The sequence below is a fragment of the Allobranchiibius huperziae genome (assembly GCF_013410455.1).
In the GTDB taxonomy this organism is placed as follows: Bacteria; Actinomycetota; Actinomycetes; order Actinomycetales; family Dermatophilaceae; genus Allobranchiibius; species Allobranchiibius huperziae.
Window position 1 is genome coordinate 2765410 of record NZ_JACCFW010000001.1, and the last position, 13874, is coordinate 2779283.

The following is a 13874-nucleotide window of genomic DNA, read 5'->3' on the forward strand; positions in this document are numbered from 1 at the left end:
GCTAACTCAGACAGCAGACGCCATCCGCAGATTGAGCACCCGCCACCTGCCCCAATGCGAAAGGACACTCACTCATGACTGATCTCCTTACCGGCAAAACGATCTTGATCACCGGCGCGTCAGCAGGGATCGGCGCACACGCCGCTCGGCTGTTCGCCCGAGAAGGAGCGAACCTGGTTCTGGCCGCGCGTCGACTCGCGCAACTCGACCAGGTAGCACGATCAATCCGAGAAGACGGCGGTGATGTTCTTGCCGTGCAGGCCGACACCACTTCAGCAGACGATATTGACCGCGCCATCACCACCGCCTTCGATCGATGGGGCGGGCTTCACGGGGCACTCAACAACGCCGGCCGCAGCCAAGGCGGAGGGCGACTAGCCGAAGTTCCGACCGACACCTTTGAAGCAGTCCTCGACGTGAACTTTCGAGGAACGTGGCTAGCCATGCGTGCGGAGATCGCCGCCATGACCTCCCCCGGTGCGACGGGCGGATCGATTGTAAATATCAGCAGCATCGGCGGCACGTTCGGGACGCCCGGGCAAAGCATCTACGGGGCGACCAAGGCTGCCGTCATCGCGATGAGTCGCTCCGCCGCCACCGAATACGGGCGTGACAATATTCGCGTCAACGCCATCGCGCCCGGGGCGACCATGACAGACATGATGACCGCATGGCAGGAACGCGAACCTGGAATCGTCGACAAACTCGGCTCGCTGGCAGCACTGGGTCGAGTCGGGCAACCTGACGAAATCGCTGAAGCTGCTGCCTGGCTAATTAGTGACCGAGCAAGCTACGTGACAGGCATGGCTCTCGGCGTCGACGGTGGCACCGCACCATGGCCGCACTAGACACACAGCTGTGGCGCCCCCAAACGCACCTAGCCATCACGCGCAGCTGGATTCACCGACAAATACGAAGGGCTCCACAAGCACACAACCAGTACTTCTGTGCCGGCGAGCCGTTGGGACGCCCGCCGGCACAGGCCCCCGACCAAAATGACGGTCACGACCGGCGTTCTAGGCGTCACGATGTGCGCCTGGTCGACGCTGGCTTCGAACAACGCCGCGAGCCGCGGACCACGATCCTGCTGGGCGGGTCGACACCCGTGGGTAGCCCCGGACCCGTCACGCCGCTCCCCCCACCCACGGTTCGGAAGTCACATCTGCGACAACTTCTAGACCACTCTGGTGGTGGATCAGGCTTCCGGCTCGATTCTCGCTGGCGCGTCGAGGGTCCGTCGAGAGTGGTCCGGAAACGATCGACAGTGGACCACTTCCCCGGTCCGCCACGAACCCGTGCTCGAAAATCGCCACGATCGGACATCTCGAGCACCGCCTGCACTGGGCACGGCTTTCGAGCACCAGTCTTCGCGAATCTGAGCGTGCGGCTGGAGGCCCACGCAGCTGCTCGAAATGAATCGCCACTGAGCAGAGGCCGCGAGGGTCTGGGTTGAAGCTCGTCACCTCGTTATGGGTCGAGCTCCACCGCAACTCATACACTGCCCCGGTGGGGGCCTACATCCGGTTTCAGAGCGCAGCGCCGAACCGCCACGGTCGATTTCCTGGGGTCTTCGCCATGGCCAACGGACTAGCCAAGAAGCAACTACTGAGCTCCCGCGACGCCGAATGGCTGCGTTCGGCGAACGCTCACGCCAACGCCGCATACGCCGACCCTTCGCTGACCGGCAGCGGGTGTTACGACCTCGACCGCTTCCCCGGGGCGCGCGCGTGGTTCAAGGCGACGGCCACCTACCTGCTGGAGATGACCGGCGAATACCTCGAGCTTCTCGACCGCTACGACGTGCCGTGGGTGGAGCTGCGTACCGCCCGCCCTGGCCGCGTCGTGTACGAGGACAACGTCCAGGTCGTCACCACGCCGTTCAGCTACCCAGCGGACTGGCCCTTCAGCCGCTAACTCGCCGCGCCCTGATCGGCCTGCGGAGCATGCCACAAGCCGATGACTTACGGTCTGAGTTCCGGCGTTCCATCACCTTGGTTGGATCAGTCACGCTCTGCCCAGAAGTGGTAGAGCCAGGAGTCGTAGAACCGTTCGGCGAGCCACGTGTCCTGTCCCCGTGGCATGGGCTCGAGGAAACGCCGCTGCATCTCCCATTTGAGGTGTTCGTCCGATGCGGGTGGGGACTCCGAATTCACCGCGACATACGTCGTGGTGAACTCGGAGCCGAAGACTTTGTCAAGGACCATGGCGACGCGCGGAATCCTCCAGTGCGCCAGGGGAAGGACGATCTCCCGCGGCCGCCCCGCTCGGATGAGTTCGCGCTTGACGTAGTAGAGATTGCTGACGACGTCACGGGACTCCCCTTCGCGGACGATGTCCGCCTGGCAGACGCCGTGCTCGATCAGATGGTCTGCCATGCGGTCGCATTCGCGGAACGGCTGGGCCACGTCATCACGACAAAATTCAAGACTGCGGTCACCCGACGTGATGACCAGCGGCTTTGATGCCGCAGCGTCGTACCGCGCGACCGCCCAATTCAGCGTGTCGTACACATGACGCGGGAAATGCCAGGTGATGGGATCCGGCTGGGACCCCAGCAGGATGATGGCTTCGCGTCGATCCACGGCGACCTCGATCCTCACTCGGGCGTCTTCCCACGCACGAACGTAATCTTCGATGGTAGTGAGCGCCTTGATGGGGCGGGTCCGACACCTGATCCCCATCCCACCGGCGCCTGACGGCCGAACGGAGCATCGACGATGAACAGCTGGGGCAAACGGGCGGACATGCTCGTACACGAGGAGGCGCCGTTCAACGCCGAGCCCACATCGGCCGCGTTGGCAGCCTCCTACCTCACCCCCACCGACACGTTCTACAGCCGCAACCACGGCCCGATCCCGACGCTCGATCCGGCGACCTGGCGCCTTGAGGTCGACGGGCTCGTGGACCGCTCACTTCGACTCTCCCTGCAGGAGTTGCAGGACCGGTTCGAGGAGCACGAGGTCACCGCCACTGTGCAGTGCGCGGGGAATCGCCGGGCGGGATTGATCGCCGTGCGCAACATCCCCGGTGAGGACCCGTGGCGGGACGGGGCGACCTCGACAGCGGTCTGGGCCGGGGTCCGCCTGGCCGACGTGCTGGCCGCGGCCGGCGTCACGCAGGGCGACGCCGCGGCGGACGAGGTGCACGTGGCGTTCCAGGCCCCGGATGTCTCCGAGCTGGCGCGACCGTCTCAGGCGTACGGCGGTTCCATTCCCCTGACGAAGGCGACCCGCCCGGAGGTCTTGCTCGCCTGGTCCATGAACGGCGAGGCGCTCCGCCCGGTGCACGGGGCCCCGCTGCGGGTGGTCGTGCCGGGCTGGATCGGCGCCCGCAGCGTGAAGTGGCTCGAGCGGGTCGTCGTGCGACGCGGACCATCGGAGAACTACTTCCAGTCCGTGGCGTATCGGTTGCTGCCCCCCGACGCCGACCCGGACGCGGCCGGTCCGGGCGACGGCCTGTCTCTGGGGCCGATCGCACTCAACAGCGCGATCCTCTCCCCTGCCGACGACAGCACGGTCAGCGCCGGCACTGTGCTGGTCGACGGGTACGCCTTCGCCGGCGACGGACGTCAAGTCGCGCGGGTCGACGTGTCGTCCGACGCGGGCGAGACATGGGTGCAGGCCGATCTTGGCCGCGACCGCGGGCCCTGGGCGTGGCGGTTGTGGCATGCCGAGGTCCACCTCGCCGCCGGGGATGCCGTGCTCGTAGCCCGAGCCTGGGACGGCACTGCCGCTGCCCAGCCCTCGGAGGCCGCGCAGCTCTGGAACCCCAAGGGATACGTCAACAATGCCTGCCCCCGAGCGAGGGTGCACGCCGTCCACCGGTGATCTGAGACCGACGGGCCTTTCAGGAGGACGCGGCACCCCGCCTCGAGCCACACGCGGTGTCAGGAAAACGTCCAAAACTGCTGCTCGGAAGCCCTGCTCAGCGGAGGCGCTTCTCGAAAATCTCCGATCGGGGCGACTTTCAAGTACACGCCGTCTTAGCAGGGGCAGGTTCCAGATCGAGCTCGCAGGTCCTACAGCTCCCATGTGTGTCGCGTAAGCCGATCGGCTACCGGTCGGCCCTGTGTCGGGTGTCCAGCAGAAGCCCCCGACGCGGTCACCTCGCCTCGAGCCTTCTGCGCCGGAGTCTGGCAACGGTCGTCGAGCCGGCATTGGTTCGCACGTGGAACGGTGGAATCTGGCAGTTAGCGGAAGAGTGCTGTCAGCCGGTTCAGCAGTTGGTCGAAGCGGTTGAGGTCAAGCCAGTCTTCCCAACCTGGGGCCTCATGAACGTCGATGCCGGGGTCGGCATCCCAGTACTCAAGGTCGGCCCATCCGCCTTTGAAGAGCACGACGCGTCCGTACTGCTCGCCCTTGCGCAAACAGACGCCGACCGAATCCGGAACAACCGCTTGTGCTCGGTTCGTAGTGATCGGAGGCGGCCAGCCGCTCTCCTCGTCGCGCCACGTGAGTTCGTCGGGCTGGATGCCAGCTGCGCTCCACTCTGCTCGGCGCGCCTCGATGAGCCGTGCAGCCTCATCGAGGTCAATGCGAGACTCCATAGGGCTGAGTATCCCTGGGACTCGTGGCTTCTGAGGTGCCGCAGAGAAAGACCGGGCCGGAGTCGCCCGCAGTCGACCACGCTTCCGCGGCCCTCACCGATGGGCGATCGTGCCACGGGAATTGATGGCCTCGATCTTGGTGATAGAGGTGTTCTGTCCGTGCAGCTCTCACTGAGCGCTCGATGGCGCCGGCCGGGGGAGGACGGCGAGGGCGCTGTCGGCGATGCCGGTGACAGTTTTCGGGTCAACACCGGCTTTGCCCACCGCCTCGATGCCGCGCAACACCGCCAGTAAGAGGGCCGCCAGCTGCTGTGGGTCGGCGTTGTTGTCAATGTCGCCGTGGCGCTGGCAGGCCAGGATCTGCGTGTGCAGCAGCGCCAGGAGCGCGTTCATGGTCTCGGCGGACCGGCGGGCGACTACCGGGTCGTGCTGGGCGAGTTCGGCTGTGCCTTTGGCCAGCAGGCACCCGCGACGATCGGTGTCCTCGCAAGTGTTCTCCGCCACGAAGTGGGCGTACGCCGAGAGCCGGGCGAACGCTTCCTTGTCCGAACCACCGGTCAGCCTGAGTGCGGCCTGCTCGACGATCGCGGCAGCCCACTCGTCGAACACCCGGTGGAACAAGGCGCTCTTGTCGCCGAAGGCCCCGTAGAGGCTGCCCTTGCCCAGGCCGGTGGTCGCGGCGATCTGGTCCATCCGTGTACCGGCATAGCCGGTTGCCCAGAACTGCTCCCGGGCCAGCTCTAGGACCTGGACCTCATCAAAGCTCCGTGGTCGCGACACGCGGGCCACGATACCGCTTTCTTGACTAGAAGGTCCATAACCTCCTAAGTTATGGACGTCACGTTCCAGAATCGCCCCAGGTCAGTCGTCTCGCGCGGCCCCGTTCCAGGAAGCAAACACATCATGAGCAGCATCAGCATCATCGGCTTGGGGGGCATGGCCCGCGCCCTGGCCACCCGGGCGCTCAGCGGCGGCAACACGGTGGAGGTCGTCGGCCGCGACCAGGCGAAGGCACAGGAGCTGGCCGCCGCGCTGGGTGATGGCGCCTCGGCCGGGACCTTCGGCGCTACCCCGGCCGGTGATCTCGTTGTCCTCGCCGTGCCCTACGCCGGCGCCGTCCCGATCGTCACCCAGTACGGCGACGCGCTGGCCGGCAAGGTCGTCATCGACATCACCAACACCTCCAACGCCGAGGCCACCGGGCTGGTCACCCCCGACGGCACGTCCGGTGGGCAGGAGATCGCCAAGGCCGCTCCGGGAGGTGCGCAGGTGGTGAAGGCGTTCAACACCGTCTTCGGCCACGTCTTGGCGAAGGGCGGTTCGCTGGACGTGCTCGTGGCTGGCGACGACGCGGCCGCCAAGGAGAGCGTGGCGGCACTCATCGAGAGCATGGGGCTGCGCCCGCTGGACGCTGGAGGCTTGAACGTGGCGCGCTGGCTGGAGGGTGTCGGCGTGCTGATGATCAGCCTCGCCGGCCATGGCGTGGGGGACTGGAACTTCTCTCTCGGGGTGAACCCCGCCGGCTGAGAGCACCCGCACCACCTTTGATCGCGTGCCAGAGCGCACAACCGATGCGGGCTTGAACAGCCCCCACCATTAGAAGGAGTACTAGTGAAGGTCTTCATCACCGGCGGGACCGGCCATTCCGGTTCGTACATCGTCCCCGAGCTCGTCGCCGCAGGGCACGAGGTCACCGGACTGGCCCGGTCGGACACTGCTGCGGCGACGTTGTCCGCGCTCGGCGCGACCGTACGCCGCGGCGACCTGCAGGACCTCGATGCTCTCAAGGAGGCGGCCGCGGACAGCGACGGCGTCATCCACGTCGCGCACCGGCAAGATCTGCTCCCGTCCGGCGGCATGAACGCGGTGGCCGCCGCGGAGCTGCCGATCATGCTCGCCTACGGTGAGGCACTCGCCGGGACCGGCAAGCCGCTCGTCGCGGCAGGAAGCATCGGCTCGTCCGGTCAACTGGGGCGCCCGGCAACCGAGCACGACCCGGCTCTTCCCGTCGGCGAGGAGCACAAGGGCACCTTGCGGGTCCGCAACATCGTCGAGACCGCCGTGATCGACCTGGCCGAGCAGGGAGTGCGGTCCTCGGTCGTCCGGATCGCCAACATCGCGCACGGCACCACCGACCGTGTCGGCTTTCTACCCACCCTGATCGCGCTAGCGAAAACCCAGGGCTTCGCCGGCTACCCCGGTGAAGGCACGAACCAGTGGAACGCCGTGCACATCCGCGACGTGGCCCCGTTGTTCCGCTTGGCGCTGGAGAACGGACCAGCCGGCAGCTACTGGCACGCTGTCGCGGACGAGGGCATCGCGTTCCGCAGAATCTCCGAGGCCATCGGTAACCGCTTGGGCCTGCCGGCCGTGAGCGTCCCCCTGGACGAGCTGATGACCCCGGGGTACTTCGGGTTCCTCGCCAACATCGTCACGCAGAGCTACCCGGCATCCAACGCCATCACCCGCCAAAAGCTCGGCTGGGAACCCGAGCAGCCCCGCCTGTTCGCGGACCTGGACAACGGCCACTACTTCCCCACCAGCTGAAAGGCCCAGAACCGTGACGACTGTGGCGCTCATCGGGAGCGGCAACATCGGCAGCACCATCGCGCGGCCGTGCCCGGAGGTTCTATGAGAAGCACGGCTGGCAACCTGTCCACCGTCGCTATCGAACCGACTTTCCACCGCGCCCCTGGCTATTTGAGTACGCGCGACGACCCGGCACCTGAGCCCTGCCCAGCGACCAGTCGAGCGAATGCATCCGTTCGCGCTCCTGTGGGCGGGTTGTGGCACGCTCCGCGTGCCGATCGGGTTGTGGCACGCTCCGGGTTCCGATCCGTTGGGGGGACAGGGCAACAACAGTTCTGTTGTCTGACTGGTCAAGGAACTCGCGCCAGCGGGCACGCGCTTCTCCGCACTGCATTCGCGGTTCAGGCGCGGCCGACTATGAACCTGTAGATCGGCGCGCTGTGCCGGTCGTCGCTGACGGTGGCGGTCCCAGCGGGCGTACCGGCTGGAAGTTGCGTCGTCGCGGTGAAGCCCATGTCCCTGCCCGCGGGGGTGAACGGGCCCAGTCGTAGGACTGACCCGCCGGGAAGGCTGACGGTCAGACGTGTGGGCGGGAGCGGTTTCGGTGACCATTGACCGCCGGTGTCATCACACCCGCTGGTGTACCAGTGCCCGTGCAGCGTCAGGGCCGCGCCGGGGTTGACCGTCGGTGGTGCTACGCCGTAAGTGCCGGTAGGCGGTTGATCGTCGACGTAAGGACCTACACAGGATCCGCCCGAGCCGCTCTGGCTGCTCCCGCAGGCGGCGAGCAACGGAAGCAGCGCCAAGCCGCCAACGATCCATCCTCTTCGCCCCATCGACGCATCGTCCCACTCAAACGCGCCTAAGATCCGTTTGATCATTCAATCCGATTGAGACTTGTCGCCACGCGACGGCTCAGCGGTCGAAAGACGATCGGGAAACGGCATGCTGTCCGTTACAGGAGACATTGGGGGTGGCCGCCGCCTTTCTATGCAGCGGACACCGCAACTACTGATGACCGGCAATTCCGCTGGAGATCTTGCGCCTGAGTCGCCAACCCCGAGGTGGCGGCACCACAATCTGGCCGGTCTCAACCTGCACAACGAGTTCACGCATCCTGGCAGCCACATCCCCCTCCTCGACCCGCTCCACATGGAATCGCCGCCGGCCTCCCCACGGTCCCTCATCAACCGACAAGACGCCGATAATCCACCGCTTGGTGAACTGAGCCGCCGCGAACTGCAGCACATTGATCGCTCCAACAGCGAGGTCGCCAGCGAAATCACCAGAACCGTTTTGTACCTCGCGCAAGGTCTGGCCGCGAGGTACGGCGCAGACGTAGACCCATCGCCCGTTGGGGGCTTGAACATGCAGATCTTCGGGCGATCTGCTCCGCGCGCGCATGGCGAAAGTATGCGCGACTCTCAACTGGGCGACAGTGACGTGCCCCGCGCCGGTCCCACCTGCGGGGTAGGCATCCCCCCAGTCCTGTGACTCGCCAGCCGGGCGGCCCGGTCAGTTCGTGACCCGGTTGTGGCACGCCCCGCGTGCCGATCGGACTACAGGCAGTTCAGTTAGACCGCTTGCCACCACGTTGCCGGGTGATCGCAAGCAAAGCTACGCCCGCGCTGATCATGAAGAAAGGCACCGAAAAGACGGGATGGTGAGCGGTCGCGATGACCGCGCCGAGACAGAAGAAGACGACTGCGCTCAGCCCAAGTGAATAACTCTCCCGCATCGCCGAAACCTACCCCCATGACTCGTCCGTGCGCTGCGCCACATTGGCGAGGTTGTGGGACAGGCCGGGACGAGCTGATCTGAGTTCTGAAGCCAAAACGCTCACCGATCAGCCATCGTGTTGTGGCATTGAGCAGTAGCCTGCGGGCGTGCCCACCCTCATCAAGGACGTCCTGGTGGTGGTGCTCGTCGCCGTCCTCGTTTTGATGCCTTACCGCGCGCGTGACGGTTGGAGAAGCCCCTTCCTCAGTAGGCTCAACCGCACGATTGGCGGGTGGGCACGAAGCCGCAACGCGGAGGGACGGGAGAACTTCGTCACGCGGCTCTTGCGGAACCTCTAGATCCCGGGATTCTCGACGGGTAGCCCACCGTGAAAGCAACGCATCTTCTGCCTCAACTGGCTTCGGTCGTGCTTGAACCTCAAGGACCCACGATTTCGAATCGTCAACGTAGACAATGTATCTAGCGTAGTCTAGTAAATAGCCGATAATAACGATTGTGACAATTGAGCCCCGGCAGAGGGATTACGACCCCTGGCCGAACCTCCGGTCGTCGACTTGGGACCTCCTTCCGCCGGCCCCCCTGCACTTTCGAGGGTGCGGTCGAGGTGGTCCGTAAACGATCCACGTGCGGACGCACTGAGCGATCCGCCCACGGGCACCTCGGTCAGGTTGGCAGGTGCGCCAGCACGGGTTCGTCGGACCAGAGCTGAACCTCGATGTAGGTGTTGATGCGGTGACGCTGGTGGCCGGCGTACCCGGCGAGCCCGTCTGGTGCGGTGTCCCCGGGAGGTTCGTACTGGGTCAGAAGTTCGCTGAGTTCGTGGAGCCGGTAGACGCGGTCCGCGTGCTGGGGGTGTGGTGCTGGTAGTCCCATCGGCAGTCCGAGGCCCATGGCGGTGATGCTGTCGGCGTAGGTGAGGCTCGTTGCATCGTCAGGCAGCGCGGCCAGGGGTAGACGTACTTCGGCGGTGTCTTGGTAGAGACCGGCGAACCAGGTGCTCTCGCCGAGCACGAAGTAGTGCGGGGCGCGGCGTTGTGGTCGTCCACCGGCGGCGACGAAACGTTCCCGCAGGCGGGCCTCGGTGGCTGTGCGTAGGGCCATGTAGCGAGGCCCGAATCGACGTGCCGACACCGTCTGATGCTCTAGTGAGGCGAGGTCAGCAAGAACCAGCGCAAGTTCGAACTCGGGCAGGTCGGACAGATTGCGGAACGCGTGCTTGCCAGCACGGTAATAGTGCGTGACGTAGGACGGCGCGACGGTCACAGGCTCCATCCTGGCCCCCGTCAGTCCTCGCATGGCAAGCCGTGATTCGTTCGCCGATCGCTCTCCGAAGAGCCGTCGGGCTGGGGACTGTGTAGTGAGCAGGGTCGTTTCGTCTCGTGGGGTAGATCTGGCCGCGAGAGGAGGAGCGCGACGGCACACTGGTCATCCATGGAACCTGACGATCTGCTGTCGCTGATGGGTGCTCGGCGCGGTCATTTCGTCTTCGAGTCCGGCTATCACGGCGACCTCTGGCTCGACCTGGACGGCATGTTCGCTGCGCCGGCCCAGCTTGCCAGCATCCTCAATGATCTCTCGCGCCAAATCGCTGCGGTCGGACCGGATGTGGTGTGCGGGCCTATGACCGGTGGGGCGCTGGTGGCATTCGCTGTGGCCACCAAGCTCGAGGTCGGTTTCCGGTGGATCTACCGCGAGCAGACGCCGAGCGGTCAAGGCCTGTTCCCGTACAGGTATTACCTCGATGCGGCCGGCGCGGAACTGGCCAACCAGCGCGTCGTGGTCGTTGATGATGTCATCAACGCTGGATCGGCCACTCGGGAAACGCTACGGCTGCTGCGTGAGCAGCACGCGATCCCGGTCGCAGTCGCCGCGCTGCTGACACTCGGGCAGGCACCAGAAAAGCTGGCACGCGACGAGGGCCTCGACCTCGTGACCCTAGCCAACGCCGAAAGCCCGCTGTGGATGCCCGATCACTGCCCGTTGTGCGCAGCGGACGAGCCCGTCACTTCTGCCTGAGCTGTTCGACTGGATGACGAACGGCTCGCGACGACTCGACCCGCACGAGGATCCGTTGCGGCACGCGCTGCGGGGTGGCGCCAGCTCGCTAGCGGCCACCGTGCAGGGCTTTCATTTAGTGAGCCGACAGCACGTCGTCCACGAGTTCCATGAGCGTGCGAGTGGGGACGGCGCCTAGGACGCGTGCTGCCACCCGATGGTAGCGATCCAGCACCAACGTGGTGGGCGTGTCACCGCTGCCTAGGTATGCACCGAGGCCTGATAGGGGCTGCCCGTCGTCATCGCGCAGAGAGGGGTAGGTGATGCCACGGTTTTTGAAGGTAGCCCGCGCGGTGGCAGCACCCTCTTTGGTGTCGATTCCCATCAGCAGAACCGGTTGCTTGGTGGTTTCCACTGGGTCCACGCTTCTTGCAGACCTGGCAATTCTGCCTGACAGGGACCACACCACGACCCTCACACGTTGAGGACCACAACATCCCCTGCAGCGTTCGCGCTGCTTGACCAATGCGCCCCGTTCAGTTCGGTGCCTGAGACCGTCACCGGCTGACCGCGACGTGCAACCGCCAGCTGCTCGACGGCACTCCACCGCCGACATCGTTCCCTTTGCCTTGTGCCTGCGAGGAAATTCCGCCATCGCTACTGCACCCCGCCAACAAGACGGACACCGCTACAGCCGCCACAAGTCGCTGACCGGCCCCGGCTTGGCCCCATCGTGTGACTCTCCGCATGATCACCATCATTCCCCTGGGTCGCTGTTCGCGGCGTGGCTGCGGCGGACAAACCCATAGCCTGCAGGCATGCCCACCCTCATCAAGGACGTCTTCCTGGTGCCGGTGCTCTTGTCCATCCTCCTTTTGATCGGCTACCCCACACCTGACGGCTGGAGAAGCCCCCTCCTCATTTCGCTCAACCGCACGATTGGGACGGTTGGCAGGTGGGCACGAAGCCGCAACGCAGAAGGACGGGAAACCTTCATCACGCGGCTCTTGCGGAACCTCTAGATCCCGGGAATCTCGGCAGGCAGACCACCGTAAAGCGACGCACCTTCTGCCTCAACTGGCTTCGATCGCGCTTGAACTCAAGGACCAACGACTCCCAATCATCAATGTTGGCAGTGTATCTAGCGCTATCTAGTAAATAGCCGATAATAGATATTATGACGAGTAGCGCGATAGTCGGGAGAGGGGTCCTTTGGCAAGCCCCTCTCCCGGCGATGCCAATGCGACAGGGGCCTGGGGCGCTCTGCTCGGAAGGCCTTCTATAGCAGGCCGGCGTCTGGTCCCTAGGTCATGCTGTTGTGGTGAAGCTGTTCAAGGTGGCCGCGGTGACCGGTGCGTGTGCAGTCGCGCTGTCGGCGTGCAGCAGCGGGAGTGGCTCATCTCCAACCCTGTGCGCAGACTCACTCATTGGCACCGGGGTGGGGATCTCCTCCTCTGGGTTCGGCGCTGGAACCAAGCTTGCGGTGCGGGTGCGCGTCGCTCGAACGTGTCACGAGACGGTTTTCGTAACCAGGAAAGGGCCCACGACCTGGACCGGCGCCGACATCGATCCACGGGCCATGAAGGGTGTGCACACGATTTCCGTGACTGTCCGAGACCGCTCACGCCGCATCATCGCGATGAACCAAGCCGTCAGCGTGCGTCAATTAGAGGTCACCGACGGCTGCACCACCACCATCTACAACGCCGCTGTCCAAGTCTCCCCAGGACGCATCACTGCAGCGACGCACGCGTAGGGCGTCGGCACCTAGCAACTGGTGCCAAACCCTCCGGAGCCCACTGGCTCACCGCAGCGCGTCAGGTCGACTCGTTACGCCATGATCCCGAGATGACGTTCACATACGCAGACCGCCCAGTAGCCCGTCACCTCGACGCCGACGACGCCGAAGCCCTGACCGAAGAGCTGAACTTCTACTTCATGAACCTGACGACGCGAGATGTCGCAGCCAAAGTCACGGTGCTCGCCGGACCGCAAGTGTGGTGCGAACCTAACGGGCGGATGCACGCCCTGCTCATCGTAAAAAGCGACGTCGAAGACGCGCCCTACGACGACATCAGCCTCCAGATCCACGGGAACGAACTCGATGAATAAGTCACGCCCACGCCACTCCCCCGGCCCTACGGTTCAGAAGTCACGTCTACGACAACTTCCGAACCGATCTACTAGTGGACCAGGCTTCTGGACCGGTTTCAACCGTCGTGTCGAGGGTCCGTCGAGAGTGGTCCGGGAACGATCGAATCTGGACCAAGCGGCGGTTCTCGTCGGAAGTCGACAAGGAGGGACCCGCGCGGTGCTGGCTGCGGCTGCGGTGTCCGCCGCGCGGGCCGGTGCTGGACCGTTGTCTGAGCGATTTGCCGATGACGCTGACTAGGAAAGCGATACTCTTCAGCGCCAATTGGTCGATTCGCTACAGGGGGATGGTGTGCCTCACAGTCTTGTTACCGCCTCGCACAGTGTGCGAGTTACAGGCCTACCCGCATTGCTGATCATCTTGGTCATCATCGCGTTGCTCGTCATCGGCGTGATCGCCGTCGTACGAACCATTTCCGGACGGCGCCGATGAACGACCTAGCCGGCCTCCCCAGCAAAGGAGGTGGGTACACAAGTGTCGGCTTCTGGGTTGTGATGGCCCTCATCGTCTTCGTGGGTCTGCCCCTGACCTTGCGGCGACTGCGCCGCGGTGGCCCCGGCCCGGCTATGAACTGGATCCCCGATCGATGCGCGGCAAAGCCAATCAGCGGTACCGCGAGCACGGATGGCAGGAACCCTTCGACGACAACGGTGACCGCAACCCCGATCGCACACAGCTGTAGGGGTGGATGCATGAGACGCGGGAAACAGATCCGAATTCCTATCAAAACCGGCACCTACCGTGCCCGAGCGACCATTGACGGGACTGGCCACCGGGAAATTGACTGTGACGGTGCAGCTGGCCAGGACAGATCGCTGACGGTTTACCCAGCCGGTACAGCTTTCGAACTCTGGTCGGCCGTAGGCCGGACCAAGAACCTGATACTCCAGGACTGGTCGGGCGCGCCACCGG

General features: G+C 64.9%; 17 protein-coding genes. 10 read left to right on the forward strand and 7 right to left on the reverse strand.

Annotated features, from left to right (window positions below):
* The first annotated feature begins 74 nt into the window (after positions 1 to 74).
* Both HNR15_RS12935 and HNR15_RS12940 read left to right on the forward strand, forming a co-directional pair.
* Positions 75 to 848: an SDR family NAD(P)-dependent oxidoreductase gene (locus tag HNR15_RS12935; RefSeq protein ID WP_179482413.1), complete on the forward strand. Its 774-nt coding sequence runs from the start codon at positions 75 to 77 to the stop codon at positions 846 to 848.
* Between the two features lie 727 nt (positions 849 to 1575).
* On the forward strand, positions 1576 to 1914 hold the full coding sequence (locus HNR15_RS12940) for a hypothetical protein (RefSeq protein WP_218883719.1): 339 nt from the start codon (positions 1576 to 1578) through the stop codon (positions 1912 to 1914).
* A gap of 86 nt (positions 1915 to 2000) precedes the next feature.
* Here HNR15_RS12940 and HNR15_RS12945 read toward each other — a convergent pair whose 3' ends face one another.
* Positions 2001 to 2582 carry an ElyC/SanA/YdcF family protein gene (locus tag HNR15_RS12945; protein WP_179482417.1) on the reverse strand — a complete coding sequence of 194 codons (582 nt, stop codon included), beginning with the start codon at positions 2580 to 2582 and terminating at the stop codon, positions 2001 to 2003.
* A gap of 135 nt (positions 2583 to 2717) precedes the next feature.
* On the opposite strand from HNR15_RS12945, the gene HNR15_RS12950 reads away from it, so the two are divergent.
* A complete protein-coding gene (locus HNR15_RS12950; protein ID WP_218883721.1) occupies positions 2718 to 3827 on the forward strand; it encodes a sulfite oxidase in 1110 nt (369 codons plus the stop codon).
* Positions 3828 to 4189: 362 nt separating this feature from the next.
* Here the strand turns inward: HNR15_RS12950 and HNR15_RS12955 are convergent, their stop codons facing one another.
* On the reverse strand, positions 4190 to 4546 hold the full coding sequence (locus HNR15_RS12955) for a hypothetical protein (protein ID WP_179482419.1): 357 nt from the start codon (positions 4544 to 4546) through the stop codon (positions 4190 to 4192).
* Positions 4547 to 4714: 168 nt separating this feature from the next.
* Complete coding sequence (locus tag HNR15_RS12960) at positions 4715 to 5335, reverse strand: TetR/AcrR family transcriptional regulator (protein WP_343048538.1); 621 nt, start codon at positions 5333 to 5335, stop codon at positions 4715 to 4717.
* Between the two features lie 114 nt (positions 5336 to 5449).
* On the opposite strand from HNR15_RS12960, the gene HNR15_RS12965 reads away from it, so the two are divergent.
* Both HNR15_RS12965 and HNR15_RS12970 read left to right on the forward strand, forming a co-directional pair.
* The gene (locus tag HNR15_RS12965) at positions 5450 to 6073 is read left to right on the forward strand and encodes an NADPH-dependent F420 reductase (RefSeq protein ID WP_179482423.1); all 624 of its coding nucleotides are present in this window, start codon (positions 5450 to 5452) and stop codon (positions 6071 to 6073) included.
* Between the two features lie 84 nt (positions 6074 to 6157).
* Complete coding sequence (locus HNR15_RS12970; RefSeq protein ID WP_179482425.1) at positions 6158 to 7093, forward strand: NAD-dependent epimerase/dehydratase family protein; 936 nt, start codon at positions 6158 to 6160, stop codon at positions 7091 to 7093.
* 990 nt (positions 7094 to 8083) lie between these two features.
* Here HNR15_RS12970 and HNR15_RS12975 read toward each other — a convergent pair.
* Positions 8084 to 8479: a hypothetical protein gene (locus HNR15_RS12975; RefSeq protein WP_179482427.1), complete on the reverse strand. Its 396-nt coding sequence runs from the start codon at positions 8477 to 8479 to the stop codon at positions 8084 to 8086.
* A gap of 166 nt (positions 8480 to 8645) precedes the next feature.
* Positions 8646 to 8813 (reverse strand): hypothetical protein, encoded by a 168-nt coding sequence (locus tag HNR15_RS12980; protein WP_179482429.1) that lies wholly within the window; start codon positions 8811 to 8813, stop codon positions 8646 to 8648.
* 148 nt (positions 8814 to 8961) lie between these two features.
* Between HNR15_RS12980 and HNR15_RS12985 the strand changes: the two genes are divergently transcribed.
* Positions 8962 to 9153 (forward strand): hypothetical protein, encoded by a 192-nt coding sequence (locus HNR15_RS12985; protein WP_179482431.1) that lies wholly within the window; start codon positions 8962 to 8964, stop codon positions 9151 to 9153.
* A 325-nt stretch (positions 9154 to 9478) separates the two neighbouring features.
* Here HNR15_RS12985 and HNR15_RS12990 read toward each other — a convergent pair whose 3' ends face one another.
* Positions 9479 to 10078, reverse strand: coding sequence for a hypothetical protein (locus tag HNR15_RS12990; RefSeq protein WP_179482433.1), 600 nt, complete (start codon positions 10076 to 10078; stop codon positions 9479 to 9481).
* A 168-nt stretch (positions 10079 to 10246) separates the two neighbouring features.
* On the opposite strand from HNR15_RS12990, the gene HNR15_RS12995 reads away from it, so the two are divergent.
* The gene (locus HNR15_RS12995; protein WP_179482435.1) at positions 10247 to 10831 is read left to right on the forward strand and encodes a phosphoribosyltransferase family protein; all 585 of its coding nucleotides are present in this window, start codon (positions 10247 to 10249) and stop codon (positions 10829 to 10831) included.
* Between the two features lie 115 nt (positions 10832 to 10946).
* Here HNR15_RS12995 and HNR15_RS13000 read toward each other — a convergent pair whose 3' ends face one another.
* Positions 10947 to 11225, reverse strand: coding sequence for a TlpA family protein disulfide reductase (locus HNR15_RS13000; RefSeq protein ID WP_179482437.1), 279 nt, complete (start codon positions 11223 to 11225; stop codon positions 10947 to 10949).
* Between the two features lie 403 nt (positions 11226 to 11628).
* Between HNR15_RS13000 and HNR15_RS13005 the strand changes: the two genes are divergently transcribed.
* The 3 genes from HNR15_RS13005 (at position 11629) to HNR15_RS13015 (ending at position 12922) form a co-directional block, all read left to right on the forward strand.
* A complete protein-coding gene (locus HNR15_RS13005; RefSeq protein ID WP_179482439.1) occupies positions 11629 to 11832 on the forward strand; it encodes a hypothetical protein in 204 nt (67 codons plus the stop codon).
* A 299-nt stretch (positions 11833 to 12131) separates the two neighbouring features.
* Positions 12132 to 12566 (forward strand): hypothetical protein, encoded by a 435-nt coding sequence (locus HNR15_RS13010; RefSeq protein WP_179482441.1) that lies wholly within the window; start codon positions 12132 to 12134, stop codon positions 12564 to 12566.
* 92 nt (positions 12567 to 12658) lie between these two features.
* Positions 12659 to 12922 (forward strand): hypothetical protein, encoded by a 264-nt coding sequence (locus tag HNR15_RS13015; RefSeq protein ID WP_179482443.1) that lies wholly within the window; start codon positions 12659 to 12661, stop codon positions 12920 to 12922.
* Positions 12923 to 13874 lie beyond the last annotated feature (952 nt).

What these genes read in the sequence shown, in the direction of transcription:
- HNR15_RS12935 (WP_179482413.1), top strand. Translation starts at nt 75, where the DNA reads ATGACTGATCTCCTTACCGGCAAAACGATCTTGATCACCGGCGCGTCA.
- HNR15_RS12940 (WP_218883719.1), top strand. Translation starts at nt 1,576, where the DNA reads ATGGCCAACGGACTAGCCAAGAAGCAACTACTGAGCTCCCGCGACGCC.
- HNR15_RS12950 (WP_218883721.1), top strand. Translation starts at nt 2,718, where the DNA reads ATGAACAGCTGGGGCAAACGGGCGGACATGCTCGTACACGAGGAGGCG.
- HNR15_RS12955 (WP_179482419.1), bottom strand. Translation starts at nt 4,546, where the DNA reads ATGGAGTCTCGCATTGACCTCGATGAGGCTGCACGGCTCATCGAGGCG.
- HNR15_RS12965 (WP_179482423.1), top strand. Translation starts at nt 5,450, where the DNA reads ATGAGCAGCATCAGCATCATCGGCTTGGGGGGCATGGCCCGCGCCCTG.
- HNR15_RS12975 (WP_179482427.1), bottom strand. Translation starts at nt 8,479, where the DNA reads ATGCGCGCGCGGAGCAGATCGCCCGAAGATCTGCATGTTCAAGCCCCC.
- HNR15_RS12980 (WP_179482429.1), bottom strand. Translation starts at nt 8,813, where the DNA reads ATGCGGGAGAGTTATTCACTTGGGCTGAGCGCAGTCGTCTTCTTCTGT.
- HNR15_RS12995 (WP_179482435.1), top strand. Translation starts at nt 10,247, where the DNA reads ATGGAACCTGACGATCTGCTGTCGCTGATGGGTGCTCGGCGCGGTCAT.
- HNR15_RS13005 (WP_179482439.1), top strand. Translation starts at nt 11,629, where the DNA reads ATGCCCACCCTCATCAAGGACGTCTTCCTGGTGCCGGTGCTCTTGTCC.
- HNR15_RS13015 (WP_179482443.1), top strand. Translation starts at nt 12,659, where the DNA reads ATGACGTTCACATACGCAGACCGCCCAGTAGCCCGTCACCTCGACGCC.